The sequence below is a fragment of the Ideonella dechloratans genome (genome assembly GCF_021049305.1).
In the GTDB taxonomy this organism is placed as follows: Bacteria; Pseudomonadota; Gammaproteobacteria; order Burkholderiales; family Burkholderiaceae_C; genus Ideonella; species Ideonella dechloratans.
Window position 1 is genome coordinate 1560670 of the sequence record NZ_CP088081.1, and the last position, 18885, is coordinate 1579554.

Here is an 18885-nt window from a genome sequence, read left to right on the forward strand (position 1 = left end):
TGAACTCCCCGACGGCGCGTTCTGCGCGCCCCGTGTCCTCCTCTGCCATCACCGCCACCAGCGCCCTGGCCGGCTCGGATTTCCTGCGCCTGCTGGCCGCCTGGGGGCTGGCCGCGCCTGCGACGGCCCCGGAGGCCTTCGGCCAGCGCCTGGCCCAGTGGTTCAGCTGGACGGACGCCATCGCCCTGTCCGGCGCCCTGGGCGGCCCGGCCGAGCCCGTGCCGGCCGGCCTGCTGACGGCCGCCGAGCGCCTGGCGGTGGAAACGCGGGAGCTGGCCCGGGTGCGTGCGCAGCTGCTGGGCCACATCCGCGGCGAGCCGGCCGGCGCCCGCAGCCGCCCGGCGGCGCGGGTGGCGGTGTCGCCCCGCGTGCAGGCCCGCCTGGCGGCCGAGCAGCTGGGCGACGAGGGTTTCGCTCCCCACCGCCAGCGCTGCCTGGCCGTGCACAAGGCCATGGACAACGCCATCGGTGCGCTGCGCCAGCGCGTGCGCGACGCGGTGGCCGCGGCCTCGCCCGCGCTGGCCCACCTGGCCACGCTGGACGTGGTGATGGAGGACGTGGTGGGCGGCCGCGAGCGGGCCCTGCTGGCCCAGCTGCCCGGCCTGCTGGCCCAGCGCTACGAGCGCCTGCAGGCCGAGGGCACCGAGGACCTGAACCCGCGCTTCCAGCGCGAGCTGCAACAGCTGCTGGAAGCCGAACTGGACTTCCGCCTGCACCCCGTGGAGGGCCTGCTGGACGCCTTGCGCCAGGCCGCCACGCACTGATCTGATCGACAAGGAACCGATGAACCGCACGCTGCAACTGCTTGTCTTCCTCGCCGGCCTGGCGGGCATCGCCTGGGTGGGCGCCGGCTACCTGGGGGTCAACTCCCTGGCCCTGGCGGTCACGGCGCTGATTGGCGCGCTCTACGCCACCGGTGCCCTGGAGCTGCGCCGCTTTGCCGGCGACACCGCCGCGCTGGACCAGGCCGTGGCGGCCCTGGACGGCTCGCCCGCCACCCTGGCCCCCTGGCTGGACGGCCTGCCCGCCGGCCTGCGCAGCGCGGTGCGCCGCCGCGTGGAAGGCGTGCCGGCGGCGCTGCCAGGCCCGGCGCTGGCGCCCTCGCTGGCGGGCCTGCTGGTGCTGCTGGGCATGCTGGGCACCTTCCTGGGCATGGTGCTGACCCTGCGTGGCACCGGCGCCATGCTGGAGCTGTCCACCGACCTGAGCGCCGTGCGCGACGCCCTGGTCACCCCGGTCAAAGGCCTGGGCCTGGCTTTCGGCACCTCCATCGCAGGCGTGGCCGGCTCGGCTGCGCTGGGCCTGCTCTCGGCCCTGCTACGGCGCGAGCGCCAAGCGGTGGTGCAGCGGCTGGATGCGGTCATCGCCGGCCCCCTGCACACCTTCTCGGCGGCGGCCCAGCGCGAGGAATCGCTGCGTCTGCTGCAGCAGCAGACCGCGCTGATGCCGGCCCTGGTGGACCGGTTGCAGGCCCTGGTGGAAGGGCTGGACCGCCGCAGCCAGGACCAGCAGACCCAGCTGCAGGCCGGCCAGGCCGAATTCCACGCCCGGGCCGAAGCTGCCTACACCGGTCTGGCGCGCTCGGTCGAGCAATCCCTGCAGCAGAGCCTGGACCGCGCCTTGACTGAGAGCGCCCGCGCCACCAGCGCCACCCTGGCCCCGGTGGTGGAGAGCACCCTGGGTGGCATTGCCCGCGAGGCCCAGGCCCTGCAGCAGACGCTGGCGGGTGCCGTGCAGACCCAGCTGGCCCAGCTGGGCCAGGGCTTCGAGGCCAGCCAGGCCCGCGTGGCCGAGGGCTGGCAGGCCGCCCTGGCCGAGCAGGCCCGCGCCCACCAGGCCCAGGCCGAGACCCTGGGCCAGACCTTGCAAGGCTTCAGCCAGCAGTTCGAGGCCCGGGCCGAGGCCCTGGTCAGCGCCCTGGCCGCGCAGCAGCAGCTGGGTCAGGCCGACCAACTGGCCCAGTGGCAGGCCCAGATGGACCAGGCCCGCGAGGCCCAGCAGGCCGCGGCCCAGCGCTTCGAGCAGCAGGCCGCCGCGCTGGTGGAGCGCCTGGCCCAGGCCCAGGCCACGCTGGCCGACGAGGCCCGCCGCCGCGACGCCGCCCAGCTGGCCGAGGTGCAGAGCAGCCTGCAAACCCTGAGCGAGCGCCTGCACGCCACCTGGACCGAGGCCGGCCAGCAGGCCCTGGCCCAGCAGCAGCAGGTGGGCCAGGCGCTGGAAGGCGCCGCCACCCGCTTCGAGACGCACGCCGCCACCCTGGTGGCCGGCATCCAGCAGGCCCAGTCTGCGCTGGAGACGGCCGCCGGCGAGCGCGACGCCGCCCGCCTGAGCGCCATCACCCAGGCGCTGGACGGCGTGTCCGCCCAGCTGCGGCAGCACTGGACCGAGGCTGGTGCGCAGAACCTGGCCCAGCAGCAGCAGATCTGCGAGACCCTGGCCCGCACCGCCCAGGAGATCAGCGCCCAGGCCGAGGCCCATGCCCGCAGCACGGTGGGCGAGGTGGCCCGCCTGGTGGACACCGCGGCCCAGGCCCCGCGCGCCGCCGCCGAGGTGATTGCCGAGCTGCGCCAGCAGCTCTCGGCCAGCATGGCGCGCGACAACGCCCAGCTCGACGAGCGGGCCCGCCTGCTGCAGACCCTGGACACCCTGCTGGGCGCCGTGACCCAGGCCGCGCAGGAACAGCGCGGCGCCATCGACGCCCTGGTGGCCTCGTCGGCCCAGACGCTGGAGGCCGCCGTCACCCGCTTCAGTGAGACCCTGGCCGCCCAGGCCCATCCCCTGGGCGAGGTGGCCGCGCAGCTGAGCACCGGCGCGGTGGAGGTGGCCAGCCTGGGCGAGGCCTTCGGCCAGGCGGTGCAGCTCTTCACCCAGTCCAGCGGCCAACTGGCCGGTCAGCTGGAGCGCATCGAGGCGGCCCTGGGCCAGTCCCTGGCGCGCAGCGACGAACAGCTGGCCTACTACGTGGCGCAGGCGCGCGAGGTCATCGACCTCAGCATCCTGTCGCAGAAGCAGATCCTGGATGACCTGCAGCGCATCGCCGAGCGCTCCACCCAGGCGGCCGAGCGGGTGGAAGGGGCCGCCGCATGATGGGCGAGGCCCAGCACGGCGACGTGGCCGAGGCCGATCTGGAGGCCAACGCGCCGGTCTGGCCGGTGTTCGCCGACCTGATGTCCGGCCTGGTGGGCGCGCTGGTGCTCATCCTGCTGTGCGTGCTGGGCGCCCAGTACGAGCTGAGCAGCCGGCTGGACCGCGAGGTGCAGCAGCGCCAGCTCGAAGCCCAGCGCCGCCAGGCCCTGGAGCAGGCCCTGGCCGGCCCGCTGGCCGCCGGGCGGGTGACGCTGGACCACGGCCGCATCGGCATCGCCGGCAGCGTGCTGTTCGCCTTCAACTCGGCCGATCTGCAGCCCGAGGGGCGCCAGCTGCTCAAGAGCCTGGCCGCGCCACTGGGTGCCTACCTGAAGGCCCGCGACGAGGTGCTGATGGTCAGCGGCTTCACCGACGACCGTGCCGTGCGCGCCGGTGGCAAGGCCGGGGGCAAGGGCGGCGAGCGGCCCTTTGCCGACAACTGGGAGCTCTCCGCACAGCGGGCGCTCACCGTCACGCGGGCGCTGATCGAGGAGGGCGTGCCGGCGGCCAATGTGTTTGCCGCCGCCTTCGGCGCGCAGCAGCCGGTGGCCTCCAACGCCGATGCCGAGGGCCGGGCCCGCAACCGCCGGGTGGAGATGGCGCCGATGGCGCGGCCGGCCCGTGGCGGGGCCCCGGCCGCGTCTGCCGCCGCTGCTGTCGCTTCCTCTGCCCAGTCCGACCATGGCTGAGCCCTGGTCGCCCGAAGCCGAACTGGCGGCGCTGCGGGCCGCGGGCCTGGACCGGGCCGACCCGGTGCGCTTTGCCTACCTGCAGGCCCTGGCCCGGCGCCTGCCAGCACAGCCCGCGCGGGCTCAGGCCCTGCTGGCCGAGCGGCTGCAGCAGGCCGCCGCCGCGCTGCGCGCCGCCAGCACCCAGCATGGGGCCCAGGCGCCCGTACCAGCACCCGCCCAGGCCGGTGCGCTGGCGGGCCTGCTGGCCCGGCTGACGCCCCCGCCCTCTGCGCAAGCGGCCCCCGCTGCGGCGGCTGCGGCCGTCCCGGGCCGGGCACCGGCTGCGACCCCGGCCGTGTCCGCCACCGCGGCCCCGGCCGAGCTGAAATCCGTGCGCCATTTCCGCCAGGCCTGGAAGCGGCTGAACGCCGAGCAGCGTCTGGCCCAATCGCGCGCGGCCCTGCCGCAGAACGCCGGGCCGCTCAACTCCCAGCACCTGGTGCACAAGGCGCTGCAGCAGATGCGCCAGCTCTCACCGGCCTGCTTCGAGCGTTTCGTCGCCCAGGTGGATGGGCTGATGTGGCTGGAGCAGGCCCTGGGCGAGGCCGCGCCGCGCGAACCGGCCGGCAGCAGCCGCCCCCGGCGCTGAGCCGCCGAGGCGGGCGGCCGCTCAACCCTGCGGCGGGCGCAGGCTGGCGGCGATCTCGTCCAGCCGGGCCAGCATGGCCCGCATCAGCGCCAGTTGCTCGTCCTGCGGGCCGGTGGCGGTGCCGGCCTGGGCGTGGCGCTGCCGCAGCACATCCCGCTGGGCCAGGATGCGCTGGCGCAGCAGCGCGGCGTCGATCACCCCCACCAGCTTCATCTCATTGCCCTGGTTGGCGCTCTGGCCGGCCGTCTCGAAGCGCAGCACGCTCAGGTTGAAGCGCCGGAGCAGCGGACCTTCGATGAAGGTCACATCCTGGATGTTGTCCAGCGGAATGGTCTTCTCCACCTGCACCAGGATGCCCTTGCGAAAGCGCAGCGCCGTCTCGCCCAGCTCGCACTCCAGCCGCTCGAAGTAGTGCCGGGCCCACCACTGGCCCACGCCGCACAGCCACAGCAGCGCCAGCGGAAGGCCCACCAGGGTCATGGCCAGCACACCGGCGCCGTAGATCACGAAGTAGGGGCGCAGCAGCGGGTTGAAGGCTGCGCGCTGGGGCAGGTCGGGTGGGGTGGGGGACAGCATGGTGGGCGCAGGGTAACCCAGGCGTCCGGTACCGCTTGAGGGACAATACAAACCCTGATCTTGATCCGGAGCAGGGCCGGCGCCGTCCAGGCGTTGTCCACTGTCCTTCGGGAGGTCCGAGATGAACGGTATCGCGCAGTTGAACATGCTCCCTGAACACCTGCACCAGGCCCTGGATGGCTACCCGGTGGAGGAACTCTTCCAGATGGGGCTGGACCCCTCGTCCGCCCAGCGCACGGTGCGGGCCTGGCTCGACACACTGGAGCACGATCTGGCGGTGTTCCCGCCGGCGTCCACCGATGTGCTGGTGAACATCAAGAGCCAGATGGAGATGGCCCGCGAAGGGCTGGCCGAGGTCATCGAGACCTGCTGGTGATGGCGGGCGCGCCGAGGGCGCGATCCAGCTGCTCGCACAACACCGTGTACAGCCGGGCGGGTTCCACCGGTTTGGTGAGGTAGCCGTCCATGCCCGCGGCCAGGCAGCGCCGCTGGTCGTCCTCGAAGGCATTGGCCGTCAGGGCGATGATGGGGCGGGCCCGGCTGGCGCCGGCCGCGCGGATCTGCTGCGTGGCCTCCAGCCCGCCCATGCGGGGCATCTGCATGTCCATCAGCAGCAGGTCGTAGGCCTGCCTCTGGGCCAGGTCCCGGGCGGCCTGGCCATCGGCCACCACCTCCGGCCGCAGGCCCGCCTGCTGCAGCAGCGCGCAGCAGACCTCGGCGCTGACCGGGTCGTCCTCGGCCACCAGCACCCGGCGCCCCGCATGGCGCGCGCGCAGGGCCAGCAGGCTCTCCGGCAGGGCGTGTGGTGCCTGCGGGTGGGAGGCCGCCGGGGCCGTCAAGGCCAGCGGCAGGCCCAGGGTGAACCACACCCGGGTGCCCCGCACGGGGGCACCTTCCAGGCCGATCTCGCCGCCCATCATCTGCAGCAGCTGGCGCGAGATCGTCAGGCCCAGGCCGGTGCCGCCATGGCAGCGCGTGGTGGAGCCATCGGCCTGCTCGAAGGGCTGGAACAGCCGCGGGAGGATGTCCGGGCTGACGCCGATGCCGCTGTCCACCACCTCGCCCCGCAGCCGCAGCGCGCCGTCCGTCCCCGGGACATCCTGCCGCAGGCTCACCACGATCCGCCCCTGCGGCGTGAACTTGATGGCGTTGTCCACCAGGTTGAGCAGCACCTGCTTGAGACGCAGGGCATCGCCCACCACCGCCTGGCGGGCGAGCGTGGGCTCGATGTCGATCTGCAGCGCCAGCCCCTTGGCCTGGGCGCGGTGGGCCGACAGGTGGTAGACGCTGTCGAGCACGCTGCCCAGTTCGAAGGGCTCGGCGCCCAGCGTCATGCGCTCGGCCTCGATCTTGGACAGGTCCAGGATGTCGTTGATCAGCGAGAGCAGGTGCTGGGAGGCCTGCTCGATCTTGCCCAGCGGGTCCCGCAGGTGCGGGTCCTGCGTCTGCTGCAGGGCCAGGCCCGCCAGGCCGATGACGCCGGCCAGCGGCGTGCGCAGCTCATGGCTCATGTTGGCCAGGAAGCGGCTCTTGGCCTGGCTGGCCGCCTCGGCCGCGCTCTTGGCCTCGGACAGTGCCGCCGTGCGTTCCAGCACCAGTTCCTCCAGGTGCTCGCGGTGGCTGCGCAGTTCCTCCTGGGCCTCGTGGCGGGCCGTCACGTCCTGCACCATGCCCACCACCCGTGTGGGCATGCCCTGCTCGTCGCGCTCGCACACGCGCCCGCGGTCTTCCACCCACAGGTAGTCGCCATTGCGGCAGCGCAACCGGTATTCGGCCTCGTAACGCTGGCGGCGGCCCGCCAGGTGTTCCTGCAGCCGGGCCATCACCCGCGGCGCATCGTCCGGGTGCACATTGCGTGTCCAGGTCTCCAGCGAGGGCGGCATCTCGTCCGGACCGTAGCCCAGCATGCGCTTGAGCTGCGGGCTGAAGAACACCTCCCCGGCCGGGATGTTCCAGTCCCACAGGCCATCGGTGGCCTCGTTCAGCGCGAACCACAGCTGCTTCTCGCGCTGGTTCAGCTCGGCCTCCAGGGCCAGGCGCCGCGAGATGTCGCGCGCCACCGACAGGAAGTACTCCCGCCCCCCGTCCACAAAACAGGTGGTGCTGACCTCCACCGGCACCTCGTGCCCCAGCGCGTGCCGGTGCCGCCCCACGAAGGTGTAGGGCGCCGCGCGCCGGATGACCTCGGCTATCTCGCTCCACTGCGGCAAGCCGGTCACGTCCATCTGCAGGCTCAGCACGCTGTGGTTGAGCACCTCGTCCGCCGTCAGCCCCAGGCTGTCCCACGCCGCCCGGTTGCCCCACAACACCTTGGACGTCGCCGGGTCCAGCAGGTACACGGCATCGGCCATCTGCTCGAACAGCATGGCCAGGGCAGGGCGGTGGTCGGCGGCGTGCGTCATAGGTGGCATGGTATGCCGAGCCTGTGGCAGACCATGCCCTGCAGAACCCGCCGGAACTGTGTGACATCTTCACCTTGGCCGGCCCGCCCCGCCGCCGTGGCCGGCCTGGCGCCAGGGCGGAACCGGGCCCGGTGCAGAATCAGGCGCGATGGCCAGGCGCCAGCCGCCACACCCGAAGATCGGCGGCCCGTCGCCCAGCCCGGAAGTACCCCAGATCCCGCATGAACCAAGACCTCAAGAAGACCCTCTGGGCCGCGGCTGACAAGCTGCGTTCCAGCATGGACGCGGCCGAGTACAAGCACATCGTCCTCGGCCTCATCTTCCTCAAGTACATCTCCGACGCCTTCGACCAGCGGCAGCAAGAGCTCTACGCCGCCTTCGAGGATGAAGCCCACGAGCTCTACCTGCCCGATGCCGAAGACCGCGTGCTGGCCTCCGAGGAGCGCGACTTCTACACCATGGCCAACGTCTTCTGGGTGCCGGGCCCGGCCCGCTGGGAGACCCTCCGCGCCAATGCCAAGCAGGCCGACATCGGCACCCGCATCGACCTGGCACTGGACGCCATCGAAGCCGACAACCCGCGCCTCAAGGGCATTCTGGACAAGCGCTTCGGCCGCGCCCAGCTGGAGCCCGGCAAGCTGGGCGAGCTGATCGACCTCATCTCCACCATCGGCTTTGCGGACACCGACGGCCATGCCGCCAAGGACCTGCTGGGCGAAGTGTACGAATACTTCCTTGGCCAGTTCGCCAATGCCGAGGGCAAGAAGGGCGGCCAGTTCTACACGCCCGCCAGCGTGGTCAAGGTACTGGTGGAGGTGCTGGCGCCGCACAAGGGCAAGGTGTACGACCCCTGCTGCGGCAGCGGCGGCATGTTCGTGCAGAGCGAGAAGTTCATCGAAAGCCACGGCGGCCGGTTCGGCGACATCTCCATCTACGGCCAGGAAGCCAACCCCACCACCTGGCGCCTGGTGGCCATGAACCTGGCCATCCGCGGCATGGACTTCAACCTGGGCAAGGAGCCAGCCGACACCTTCCACCGCGACCAGCACCCCGACCTGCGCGCCGACTACGTGCTGGCCAACCCGCCCTTCAACATCAGCGACTGGGGCGGCGACCGCCTGCTGGACGACCGCCGCTGGGTGTATGGCACCCCGCCTGCGGGCAACGCCAACTACGCCTGGCTGCAGCACATCCTGCACCACCTGGGCCCGCGCGGCCAGGCCGGCGTGGTGCTGGCCAACGGCAGCATGTCGTCCCACCAGAACAGCGAGGGCGAAATCCGCCGCGCCATGGTGGAGGCCGACGTGGTGGAGGTGATGGTGGCCCTGCCGCCGCAGCTCTTCTTCAACACGCAGATTCCGGCCTGCCTGTGGTTCCTGGCCAAGGACAAGCGCCAGAACGGCCGCGACCGGCGTGGCGAGGTGCTGTTCATCGACGCCCGCAAGCTGGGCCGGCTGGAAACGCGCGTGAACCGCGTGTTCGACGACGAGGAGGATGTGAACCGCATTGCCAGCACCGTACACCGCTGGCGCGCCGACGGCAAAGCTGGTTCGGACGAGCCCTATGCCGACGTGCCCGGCTTCTGCCGCGCCGTGACGCTGGCCGAGATCGCCGAACACGGCCATGTGCTGACGCCGGGGCGCTATGTGGGCGCCGAAGCCACCGACGATGACGACGAGGCCTTCAGCGAGAAGATGGAGCGGCTGACCGCGCAACTGGCGGAGCAGATGGCCCGGGGGGCGGAACTGGAGGCGGTGATTCGGGAGAAGCTGGGAGGACTGGGGTATGCAGTCTGAAGTCCGTCAGCTCCGCGAACTTTGCATCCTGATCGCTGACTGCCCTCACAGTACGCCCGTCTGGACTGACTCTGGCTACGTTGTCGTTCGGAATCAGAACATCAAGAGCGGGCGACTCGACTTGAGTGCCCCATCTTTCACTGATGCCGAGCACTTTGCGCACCGTGTCCGACGGGCGAAACCTACTGCCGGCGACATCATCTTCACCCGCGAGGCCCCGATGGGCGAGGTGTGCATGGTGCCGCCTGGGCTCGAATGCTGCGTTGGGCAACGTCAGGTTTTGCTTCGCCCAAACCCAAAGGTGGTTGACGGCCGCTTTCTGCTCTTTGCGCTGCAGTCTCCTCAGGTTCAACACGAAATCGGCTGGAACGAGGGAACAGGATCGACAGTCAGTAATGTCCGGATTCCGGTATTGGAGGCGCTTCGCATCCCCACGCCCTCGCTTGAGACTCAGCGAGAGATTGGGGAGGTTCTAGGAGTGCTTGACGATCGGATCGACCTCCTGCGCCAAACCAACGCCACCCTCGAATCCATCGCCCAAGCCCTGTTCAAGAGCTGGTTCATCGACTTCGACCCGGTGCGCGCCAAAGCCGAAGGCCGCGAGCCCGAGGGCATGGACGCGGCCACGGCGGCGCTGTTTCCGGCGGAGTTCGAGGAATCGGCGCTGGGGTTGATTCCGAAGGGGTGGTGTGTGGGCACCTTCGGAGACTTGGCCGTATTAGGCAAGGGGTCCGTGAATCCCATGGACTTCCCGACGAGCACGTTTGAGCACTACAGCCTGCCGGCCTTCGACGCGGGGCAACTGCCAATATTGGAAGAAGGGGCGTCTATCAAGAGCAACAAGACGCGTGTGCCACGTCGTGCAGTGCTGCAGTCGAAGTTGAACCCTCACATCCCCCGGGTTTGGCTCATTGGCGATGCTGACAAGCAGGCAGTGTGTTCGACCGAGTTCCTGCCATGGATGGCCCGCGAGGGTGCAAGCCCAGCATTGATCTACTGCACGCTTCGCAGCCCCAGCTTTGAGGCTCAGGTCCGCACCCTGGTCACCGGCACGTCGAACAGCCACCAACGCGTGAAACCAGACCAAGTCGCGTCTTTGGCAGTTGTCGCCGCGCCGCCGGTTGTCGCTAGCGCGTTTGCCGCTCTTGTCGAGCCGATGCTTGGCAAGGTCCTGGCGAACCGTTTGAAGGCACAGAATCTCGCTGAGCTCCGAGATGCACTTCTCCCCCGCCTCATCTCCGGCAAGCTCCGCCTGCCCGAAGCCCAAGAACAACTGGACGACGCCCTCGCATGAGCAAAGCCCCCCTCGGCAAACTGGAGCGCATTCCGCTGCGCAAGGCCTGGGCCCATGAGGCCGGTGAATTCACGCCCTGGCTGGCACAGGCCGACAACCTGACCCTGTTGGCCGAGACCCTGGGGCTGGACGAGCTGGAGTTGGTGGGCACCGAGCACCCGGTGGGCGACTTCAAGGTGGACATCCTGTGCTCCGACAACGGCGGCAAGGTCATCATCGAGAACCAGCTTGAGAAGACCAACCACACCCACCTGGGCCAGATCCTCACCTACGCGGCCGGCGTGGGCGCGCGCAAGGTCATCTGGCTGGCCGAGTCCTTCCGCACCGAGCATGTGGCGGCGCTGGAGTTTCTGAACCAGCACACCACCGACGAGCTGGACTTCTTCGCGGTGGAAATCGAGCTCTGGCGCATCGGCGATTCGCCCATGGCGCCCAGCTTCAACGTGGTGGTCAAGCCCAATGACTGGGCCAAGACCGGCCAGCAGAACGCCAAGGCCGCGGCCACCATGACGCCCACCAAGCAGCGTCAGCTGGCCTTCTGGACGGGTTGGCAGGCCTGGCTGCAGGCCAAGGGCTCCACGCTGCGCACGCAAAAGCCGCTGCCCCAGCACTGGACCAATCTTGCGCTGGGCCGCGCCGGCGTTCACCTGGCCGCCACCGTGAACTCGCGCGAAAAGCGGGTGGGCATGGAGGTCTACATCGACCACGACAACTCCAAGGCCATGTTCAAGCAGCTGGAGGAGCAAAAGGCCGCCATCCAGGCCGAGCTGAACGCGACCCTGGACTGGCTGGAGCTGCCCGACGGCCATGCCTGCCGCATCATCCAGTACAGGCCGGATTCGCCGCTGGAAGACGAGGCCCAGTGGCCGGCCTATTTCGCCTGGCTGGAGGCGGCGGCGCTGGGCATGTCGGCGGCTTTCCGGCCGCGCATCAAGACGCTGGGGTAGGCTCCCGCCGGGGAGATGGCCGTGCAAGGCGGGCTGCCTTCGGCGGATAAGACAGGGAGCGGAAGATGGAAACACAAGAGCTTGATGAGCAGGGCAGGGCGGGGTGGCAGCGGGCTGTGGAGCACGCTCGCCATTTCGCTGACGAGCATGGTTGGCAACTGGGCGTGCTGGAGATGGCGCTGGGGGCGGGCCTGCTGGCCTGGGGCATCCAGGATGGCGTGATCGACATGGGCACACAGCTGGTGGCTTCTGTGCTGGACCACGGCACCACGGAAGGCGCCATCGGGGCCGCGACAGGCGGAGCCCTGGGGGTGTTGCCAGGGCTGGTGCTCAAGTCCATCGGCGTAGCCGCCATGGGGACTGCGTTCTCTGTGCCCGCGGTGGTCTTGATGGGGGGCGGCGCATTGCTCATGGGCTTGGCAGGCTATGGCGCGGGCCGGTTGGCGGCCGACTTTTTGCACCCAGCGCCCTCTCTGGGGGAGTTCATCGGCCCGGCGTGCCTGGCAGCGGTGGGTGTTGCCTTGTTGCTTGATGGTGCCCGGCGTTTGGCCCGCGATGAAGAGCTGCGAGGTGCTGTCTCTCGCTTCGCGGATGGCGTTCTCTACCTGCGGCATCTGCCCTTGCAACAGGTGTTGGACAACCGTGAAGCCTTGCTGGCCAGTCTGTCTGCCGAACTGACCGCGTTGTCCAAGAGCCCAGTGGGCATGGGCGGCGTGGCCACGGCCACGGCGGCGGGTGCCGCGGCCGGCAGTGCGCTGGCCGCCGGCTCCGTTACCGTGGTTGGCTCTCACGCCCTGGGTGGGGCGGCGCTGGCCCTCGGTCTGGTTTCTGCGCCCGTCTGGCCCGTGGTGGTGGGTGGTGCGGCCGCCGGTGGGGCGGCGTATGCGGCGTGGCGCTGGTGGCGCAAGTCCGGTACGGAGAGCCCTGAGTTTCAGATGCCTGTGTTGCCGCGCATGACGCCGCTGGCGATTGAGTTCGATCCCCCCATCGGGGACAAATGACAGGTGAGGTTGATGCGCTGATGGCCGCGAGGAGCTGACATGGCAATGGGGGTCACCGAAGACGCACTTGAGCAAGCCCTGCTTGCATGGCTGCTCGGGCTGGGCTGGGAGGTTGGCCACGGCCCGGATGTCTCGCCCCCGGACGCCAAGACCCCCGGCACCGAGCGCGACAGCTACCGCGAGGTGCTGCTCAAGCACCGGCTGCGCGACGCCATCCGGCGGCTGAACCCGCACATTCCGGCGGGTGCACAGGACGAAGCCGCGCGCATGGTGCAGAGCCCCAACGTGCCTGGACAGGTGCAGGCCAACCGGGCCATGCACCGCTGGCTGGTGGAAGGGGTGCCGGTGCAGTACCAGAGGGACGGCGAGACCCGTGGCGACCGGGTGAAGCTGGTGGACTGGGACGACCCGGCGGGCAACGACTGGCTGGCGCTCAACCAGTTCAGCATCCAGGGGCCCAAGCAGACGCGCCGGCCGGATGTGGTGCTGTTCCTCAACGGCCTGCCGGTGGTGGTGCTGGAGCTGAAGAACCCCGGCGACGAGAACGCCGACCTGTGGGCGGCCTTCAACCAGTTGCAGGCCTACAAGGAGGACGTGCCCGACTTGTTCATCGCCAACGAATTGCTGGTGATCAGCGATGGCATCGAGGCGCGGGTGGGCTCGCTGACGGCCGACCGGGAGCGCTTCATGGCCTGGCGCACCATCGACGGGGTGACGGTGGACCCGCTGGGCGGCATGCGCGAGCTGGAGACGCTGGTGCACGGCCTGTTCCAGCGCGAGCTGCTGCTGGACTACCTGCGGCACTTCATCCTGTTCGAGGACGAGGGCCGGCTGGTCAAGAAGGTGGCCGGTTACCACCAGTTCCATGCGGTGCGGGCGGTGGTGGAGAGCGTGCTTGTCGCGTCCAGCCCGAAGGCCGAGGCCGCACGGCGCGGCAAGGGCGGGGTGGTGTGGCACACGCAGGGCGCCGGCAAGAGCATCGAGATGACCTGCCTGGGTGGCAAGCTGATGCAGCACCCGCAGATGGGCAACCCGACCTTGGTGGTGGTGACCGACCGCAACGACCTGGACAACCAGCTGTTCGGCGTGTTCGCGGGGGCCACCGAGCTGCTGCGCGAAACCCCGGTGCAGGCCGACACCCGGCCCAAGCTGCGCGAGCTGCTGGCCCACCGTCCTTCAGGCGGCATCATCTTCACCACCATCCAGAAGTTCACGCCGGGCGAGGACGAGGACAGCTTCCCGGTGCTTTCCGACCGGCACAACATCGTCGTCATCTGCGACGAGGCCCACCGCAGCCAGTACGGCTTTCAGGCCAGCATGCCCAAGCTGCAGAAACAGCTGAGGGATGCCCGCAATGCCTCAGCCGCGAACGAGCCCATGGCGCTGCAGGCTGCGGAGCCCGCCGCGGACTACGGCGGCCTGCGCAACGTGCGCTACGGCTACGCGCAGCATCTGCGTGATGGCCTGCCCAACGCCACCTTCGTGGCCTTCACCGGCACGCCGGTGTCGCTGGAAGACCGGGACACCCGCGCGGTGTTCGGCGACTACGTCCACATCTACGACGTCGAGCAGGCGGTGAAGGATGGCGCCACCGTGCCCATCTACTACGAGAGCCGCCTGGCCCGCCTGGAACTGCAGGAGGCCGAGGCCCCCTTGCTGGACGACGAGGTGGAGGAACTGACCGAGGACGAAGAGGACGACACAGCCAAGGCGGCCCAGCTGCGCCGCTGGGCCGCGCTGGAGAAGCTGGTGGGTGCACCGCCGCGCATCCAGAAGGTGGCGGCCGACCTGGTGGAGCACTTCGAGAACCGCCTGGCCAGCCTGGAGGGCAAGGCCATGGTGGTGGCCATGAGCCGGGAGATCTGCGTTCACCTGTACGACGCCATTGTCGCGCTGCGCCCCGGCTGGCACGACCCGGACCCGGAGAAGGGCGTGGTCAAGATCATCATGACCGGCTCGGCCTCGGACAAGGCGCTGCTCAAGCCCCACATCTACAGCAAGGACGTCAAGAAGCGCCTGGAGCGCCGCTACAAGGACCCGGCCGATCCGTTCAAGCTGGTCATCGTACGCGACATGTGGCTGACCGGCTTTGACGCCCCGTGCATGCACACCATGTACGTGGACAAGCCGATGAAGGGCCACAACCTGATGCAGGCCATTGCCCGCGTGAACCGGGTGTTCAAGGACAAGCCGGGCGGCCTGGTGGTGGACTACATCGGCATCGCCAATGAGCTGAAGGCTGCGTTGAAGGACTACACCCAGGCCAAGGGCAAAGGCAAACCGACCATTGCCGCCGAGGATGCCCTGGCCGTGCTGCAGGAGAAGATGGACGTGCTGCACGACATGCTGCACGGCTTCGACTACAGCGCTTTTCGCACCCAGGCCTGGCAACTGCTGCCGGGGGTGGCCAACCATGTGTTGGGCTTGGAGGATGGCAAGAAGCGCTTTGCCGACACGGTGCTGTCCGCCAGCAAGGCCTTCGCCCTGTGCTGCACCCTGGACGAGGCGCTGAAGCACCGCGACGAACTGGCCTTCCTGCAGGCGGTGAAGGCTGCGCTGACCAAGTTCGGCAGCTCCGGCAAGAAGCTCAGCGACGAGCAGAAGGAACACGCGCTGCGCCAGATCATGAGCAAGGCCGTGGTCAGCGCCGAGGTCATCGACATTTTCAAGGCGGCCGGACTGAACCGACCGGACATCGGCATCCTGTCCGATGAATTCCTGGAAGACGTGCGCCACATGAAGGAGCGCAACCTGGCAGTCGAACTGCTGGAGCGCTTGCTGAAGGACGACATCCAGTCACGCTTCAAGACCAATGTGGTGCAACAGGCCAAGTTCTCGGAGCTGCTGCAGCTGAGCCTGCAGCGCTACCGTGCCCGAGCCATCGAAACGGCCCAGGTCATCGAAGAGCTGATCGAGATGGCCAAGAAGTTCCAGGAGGCGGCGCTGCGCGGTGAGCGCCTGGGGCTGAATGCGGACGAAGTGGCCTTCTATGACGCCTTGGCGGCCAACGAAGCGGCGGTGCGGGAACTGGGGGACGAGACCCTCAAGAAGATCGCCGTGGAACTGACCCAGCAGCTGCGCGCCTCGGTGACCGTGGACTGGTCGGTGCGCGAAAACGTACGCGCTGCCCTGCGGGTGAAGGTGCGGATGCTGCTCAAGCGCTACAAGTACCCGCCGGACCGACAGGACGAGGCCACGGAAACCGTGCTGAAGCAGGCTGAGACGCTGTCGGCGAACTGGGCTTGAGGGGCTCACCCGGGCCAAGATTCGGTCCGGTCGACCGGCGCCCCAAAAGCACAGGGCCCGCACATGGCGGGCCCCGGAAAAGATTGGTGCCGGTGAAAGGAGTCGAACCCTCGACCTTCGCATTACGAATGCGCTGCTCTACCAACTGAGCTACACCGGCATCGCAGGCCTGGGGTGAAGCCCTCGGCGGATGCGAGCCCGCGATGATAGCGGGAAATTTCGTGGGTGGGAAGGCCGTGTGGGGCCGGCAGGGCTCGGGACAATCCGGCGACGCCGCTGCCGGCGCACGCTGGAAGGACTCCCATGCCCCACACCCCGGACGCCACATTGCCGCCCGCCAACACCACTCCGCTCTCCCGGCCGTTGCAGGGCCTGCGGGTGCTGGAGTTCGAAGGCCTGGGCCCGGGGCCGCTGGCCGGGCGCATGCTGGCCGACCTGGGGGCCGAGGTGACGGTGCTGGTTCGCCCGGGCGACGGTGGCGTCGCCGCCCGGCTGGGGGGCGGCAGCCAGCCGCTGCGGCGGGGCAAGCGGGTGCAGGTGCTGGACCTGAAGAGCGAGGTCGGGCGGGCCGCCGCGCTGGACGCCGTGGCCCGGGCCGAGGCTCTGATCGAGGGCTTTCGGCCCGGTGTGATGGAGCGTCTGGGCCTGGGGCCGGCCGATTGCGCGGCACGCAACCCGGCCCTGGTCTATGGCCGCATGACGGGCTGGGGCCAGACGGGCCCGCTGGCCCAGGCGGCCGGGCATGACCTGAACTATGTGGCGCTGAGCGGCCTGCTGGGCCTGGGGGCGCGGCCGGAGACCCCACCGCGGGTGCCGCCCACGGTGCTGGGCGATGCGGGCGGCGCGCTGGCGCTGGCCTTCGGCATTGTCAGCGCGGTGCTGGCTGCGCGGGCGACGGGGCAGGGGCGGGTGGTGGATGCGGCCATCGTGGACGCGGTGGCCATGCTGGGCGGCCTGGCCCAGTGGATCGGCGCCAGCGGCCAGTTGGGCGGGCCGGCACCCAGCCCTTTCCACGATTCCCCCTTCTACGACAGCTACCGCTGTGCCGATGGCCGGGACATCACCGTCGGGGCGCTGGAGCCGGCCTTCTATGCCGAACTGCTGCGGCGTCTGGGGCTGGATGACGTGGACCCGGCGCAGCAGCACGACACGGCGGCCTGGCCGGCGCTGAAGGCGCGCTTCACGGCCCTGTTCGCCAGCCAGCCGCGCGCCCACTGGGTGGCCTTGCTGGAGGGCACGGACGCCTGCTTTGCGCCAGTGCTGTCGCTGGACGAGGCCGCGGCGCATCCGCAGCTGGCGGCCCGGGCCGTCTATCGGCGTGACGGGCAGGGCGCCTGGCAGGCGGCCCCGGCGCCGCGCTTCATGCCGCTGACGGAGCCCGGGGATGTCCAGGGCTGAGGCCGGGAACTGGGCGGTGGCGGCGGCGTTGTTCGGCGCATGAAGGCTTCAGCAAGCTGACACCATGCCGATATCGTGAAATATGTCCGCAGGAAGGTCCTGCGGATGAACGCTCCGCCCAGGAACCGGCCATGGCCTTGCTGACCGAACCCCTGCAGTTCCTCGTCCCCGCCGCGCACGGACTCAGCGTCCCCGTGGGTGGGTTCCTTCGTGCCTGGCAGGCGCAGCGCGTGCTTTTCGACGAGTTGCGGGGCCTGCAGGTCGCCCTGGAGCTGACGGCCCAGCGCCTGGCCAACTGCCTGGGCGCCGGGGGCAAGCTGCTGTGGTGCGGGCAGGGGGCTTCGGTGGCCACGGCCCAGCGGCTGGCCGCCATGCTCAGCGGCGTGCTGCGCCCCGACGGGCGCCCGCTGGCCGCGCTGGCGCTCAGCGGCATGGGCATGGATGTGCTGGCCCGACAGGTCCAGGCCCTGGGCCGGCCGGGCGATGCGATCGTGATGCTGTCGGCCGGCGTGGCGCCGGGGCCGCTGCTGGAGGCGGCGCGTGCCGCGGCCGACGGGGCGCTGCTGGTGGTGGGCCTGCTGGGCCCGGCCCCCGAGGAGCTGGCCGCCGATTGCCACCTGACGCTGCAACTGCCGGAGGCCCCGCCGGAGCGGCGGGAAGAGGCCGAGCTGTTTCTCGGCCACTGCCTGTGCGGGCTGATCCGCGACCAGCTGGCCGGCGCCTGAACGGTCACCGGCCAGCGGGCGGGGCTCAGCCGCCCTTGGCTTCCTGGTGGTAGGCGGTGACCCGCTCCACCTCGTTCTTCGAACCCAGGATTACGCTGACGCGCTGGTGCAGCTTTTCGGGCTGCAGGTCCAGGATGCGCTGGTGGCCGTTGGTGGCGGCGCCGCCGGCCTGCTCGATCAGGAAGCTCATGGGGTTGGCTTCGTAGAGCAGGCGCAGCTTGCCGGGCTTGTCCGGCTCGCGCTTGTCCCAGGGATACATGAAGATGCCGCCGCGGGTCAGGATGCGGTGCACGTCGGCCACCATGGAGGCGACCCAGCGCATGTTGAAGTCCTTGCCGCGCGGGCCTTCCTGGCCGGCCAGGCATTCGTCCACGTAGCGCTTGACCGGGGTGTCCCAGTGGCGCATGTTGGACATGTTGATCGCGAACTCCTTGGTGTCGGCCGGCACCTTGACGTTCTCGGCGGTCAGCACCCAGGAGCCGGTTTCGCGGTCCAGCGTGAACATGGCCACGCCGTCGCCCACCGTCAGCACCAGCATCGACTGCGGGCCGTAGATGCAGTAGCCCGCGGCGGCCTGCTGGCTGCCCGGCTGCAGGAAGTCGGCCTCGCTGACCGGCTCGATCTGGTTGGGGTCGTCGTTGGGCTTCTTCAGCACCGAGAAGATGGTGCCGATCGAGACGTTGACCTCGATGTTGGACGAGCCGTCCAGGGGATCGAACAGCAGCAGGTATTCACCGGCCGGGTAGCGGTTGGGCACCGTGTGGATGGTGTCCATCTCTTCCGAGGCCATGGCCGCCAGGTGGCCGCCCCATTCGTTGGCCTCGATCAGCACCTCGTTGGAGATGATGTCCAGCTTCTTCTGGACCTCGCCCTGCACGTTCTCGGTGCCGGCCACGCCCATCACTTCACCCAGCGCGCCCTTGTTGACCGCGATGGCGATGCGCTTGCAGGCGCGGGCCACCACCTCGATCAACAGGCGCAGCTGGCCCGGGATGTGGCCGTGCAGCCGCTGCTGCTCGACCAGGTACTGCGTGAGACTGACGCGTTTGCTCAT

At 69.9% G+C, this 18885-nt stretch carries 15 protein-coding genes and 1 tRNA gene; 12 read left to right on the forward strand and 4 right to left on the reverse strand.

All coding sequences use genetic code 11. From position 1 onward, the window contains the following. Nucleotides 1-32 precede the first annotated feature (32 nt). The 4 genes from LRM40_RS07295 to LRM40_RS07310 are packed head-to-tail and all read left to right on the forward strand — an operon-like array spanning nt 33 to nt 4446. Nucleotides 33-764, forward strand: a complete 732-nt coding sequence (locus tag LRM40_RS07295) for a DUF3348 family protein (RefSeq protein WP_231067778.1) — start codon at nt 33-35, stop codon at nt 762-764. A 19-nt stretch (nt 765-783) separates the two neighbouring features. Beyond that, on the forward strand, nt 784-3087 hold the full coding sequence (locus LRM40_RS07300; RefSeq protein ID WP_231067779.1) for a DUF802 domain-containing protein: 2304 nt from the start codon (nt 784-786) through the stop codon (nt 3085-3087). Then, nucleotides 3084-3815, forward strand: a complete 732-nt coding sequence (locus LRM40_RS07305) for an OmpA family protein (RefSeq protein WP_231067780.1) — start codon at nt 3084-3086, stop codon at nt 3813-3815. Before LRM40_RS07300 ends, LRM40_RS07305 begins: the two co-directional genes overlap by 4 nt. After that, a complete protein-coding gene (locus tag LRM40_RS07310) occupies nt 3808-4446 on the forward strand; it encodes a DUF2894 domain-containing protein (protein ID WP_231067781.1) in 639 nt (212 codons plus the stop codon). Before LRM40_RS07305 ends, LRM40_RS07310 begins: the two co-directional genes overlap by 8 nt. Before the next feature lie 21 nt (nt 4447-4467). Here the strand turns inward: LRM40_RS07310 and LRM40_RS07315 are convergent, their stop codons facing one another. After that, nucleotides 4468-5022, reverse strand: a complete 555-nt coding sequence (locus LRM40_RS07315; protein WP_170288956.1) for a PH domain-containing protein — start codon at nt 5020-5022, stop codon at nt 4468-4470. A gap of 145 nt (nt 5023-5167) precedes the next feature. Here LRM40_RS07315 and LRM40_RS07320 point away from each other — a divergent pair, with 145 nt between their 5' ends. Continuing rightward, nucleotides 5168-5398: a hypothetical protein gene (locus LRM40_RS07320; RefSeq protein ID WP_151125562.1), complete on the forward strand. Its 231-nt coding sequence runs from the start codon at nt 5168-5170 to the stop codon at nt 5396-5398. Here the strand turns inward: LRM40_RS07320 and LRM40_RS07325 are convergent. Then, nucleotides 5379-7424, reverse strand: a complete 2046-nt coding sequence (locus LRM40_RS07325; protein ID WP_170288954.1) for a PAS domain-containing protein — start codon at nt 7422-7424, stop codon at nt 5379-5381. The genes LRM40_RS07320 and LRM40_RS07325 overlap by 20 nt on opposite strands. A 221-nt stretch (nt 7425-7645) precedes the next feature. Here LRM40_RS07325 and LRM40_RS07330 point away from each other — a divergent pair, with 221 nt between their 5' ends. The 5 genes from LRM40_RS07330 to LRM40_RS07350 all read left to right on the forward strand — a co-directional run bounded on the left by LRM40_RS07330 (nt 7646) and on the right by LRM40_RS07350 (nt 15708). Beyond that, on the forward strand, nt 7646-9220 hold the full coding sequence (locus LRM40_RS07330; RefSeq protein WP_151125560.1) for a class I SAM-dependent DNA methyltransferase: 1575 nt from the start codon (nt 7646-7648) through the stop codon (nt 9218-9220). Then, on the forward strand, nt 9210-10514 hold the full coding sequence (locus LRM40_RS07335; protein WP_151125559.1) for a restriction endonuclease subunit S: 1305 nt from the start codon (nt 9210-9212) through the stop codon (nt 10512-10514). Before LRM40_RS07330 ends, LRM40_RS07335 begins: the two co-directional genes overlap by 11 nt. Then, nucleotides 10511-11461: a DUF4268 domain-containing protein gene (locus tag LRM40_RS07340; protein ID WP_151125558.1), complete on the forward strand. Its 951-nt coding sequence runs from the start codon at nt 10511-10513 to the stop codon at nt 11459-11461. The genes LRM40_RS07335 and LRM40_RS07340 overlap by 4 nt, the downstream gene beginning before the upstream one ends. Nucleotides 11462-11526: 65 nt before the next feature. Beyond that, complete coding sequence (locus tag LRM40_RS07345) at nt 11527-12462, forward strand: hypothetical protein (RefSeq protein WP_151125557.1); 936 nt, start codon at nt 11527-11529, stop codon at nt 12460-12462. 39 nt (nt 12463-12501) lie between these two features. After that, on the forward strand, nt 12502-15708 hold the full coding sequence (locus LRM40_RS07350) for a type I restriction endonuclease subunit R (RefSeq protein ID WP_151125556.1): 3207 nt from the start codon (nt 12502-12504) through the stop codon (nt 15706-15708). Between the two features lie 84 nt (nt 15709-15792). Here the strand turns inward: LRM40_RS07350 and LRM40_RS07355 are convergent. Further along, nucleotides 15793-15868 (reverse strand) — tRNA-Thr (locus LRM40_RS07355). Between the two features lie 143 nt (nt 15869-16011). Here LRM40_RS07355 and LRM40_RS07360 point away from each other — a divergent pair. Beyond that, nucleotides 16012-17106, forward strand: coding sequence for a CaiB/BaiF CoA transferase family protein (locus LRM40_RS07360; protein ID WP_151125555.1), 1095 nt, complete (start codon nt 16012-16014; stop codon nt 17104-17106). Between the two features lie 131 nt (nt 17107-17237). Beyond that, a complete protein-coding gene (locus LRM40_RS07365; RefSeq protein WP_151125554.1) occupies nt 17238-17831 on the forward strand; it encodes an SIS domain-containing protein in 594 nt (197 codons plus the stop codon). 25 nt (nt 17832-17856) lie between these two features. Here the strand turns inward: LRM40_RS07365 and LRM40_RS07370 are convergent, their stop codons facing one another. Continuing rightward, nucleotides 17857-18885: a class 1 fructose-bisphosphatase gene (locus tag LRM40_RS07370; RefSeq protein WP_151125553.1), complete on the reverse strand. Its 1029-nt coding sequence runs from the start codon at nt 18883-18885 to the stop codon at nt 17857-17859.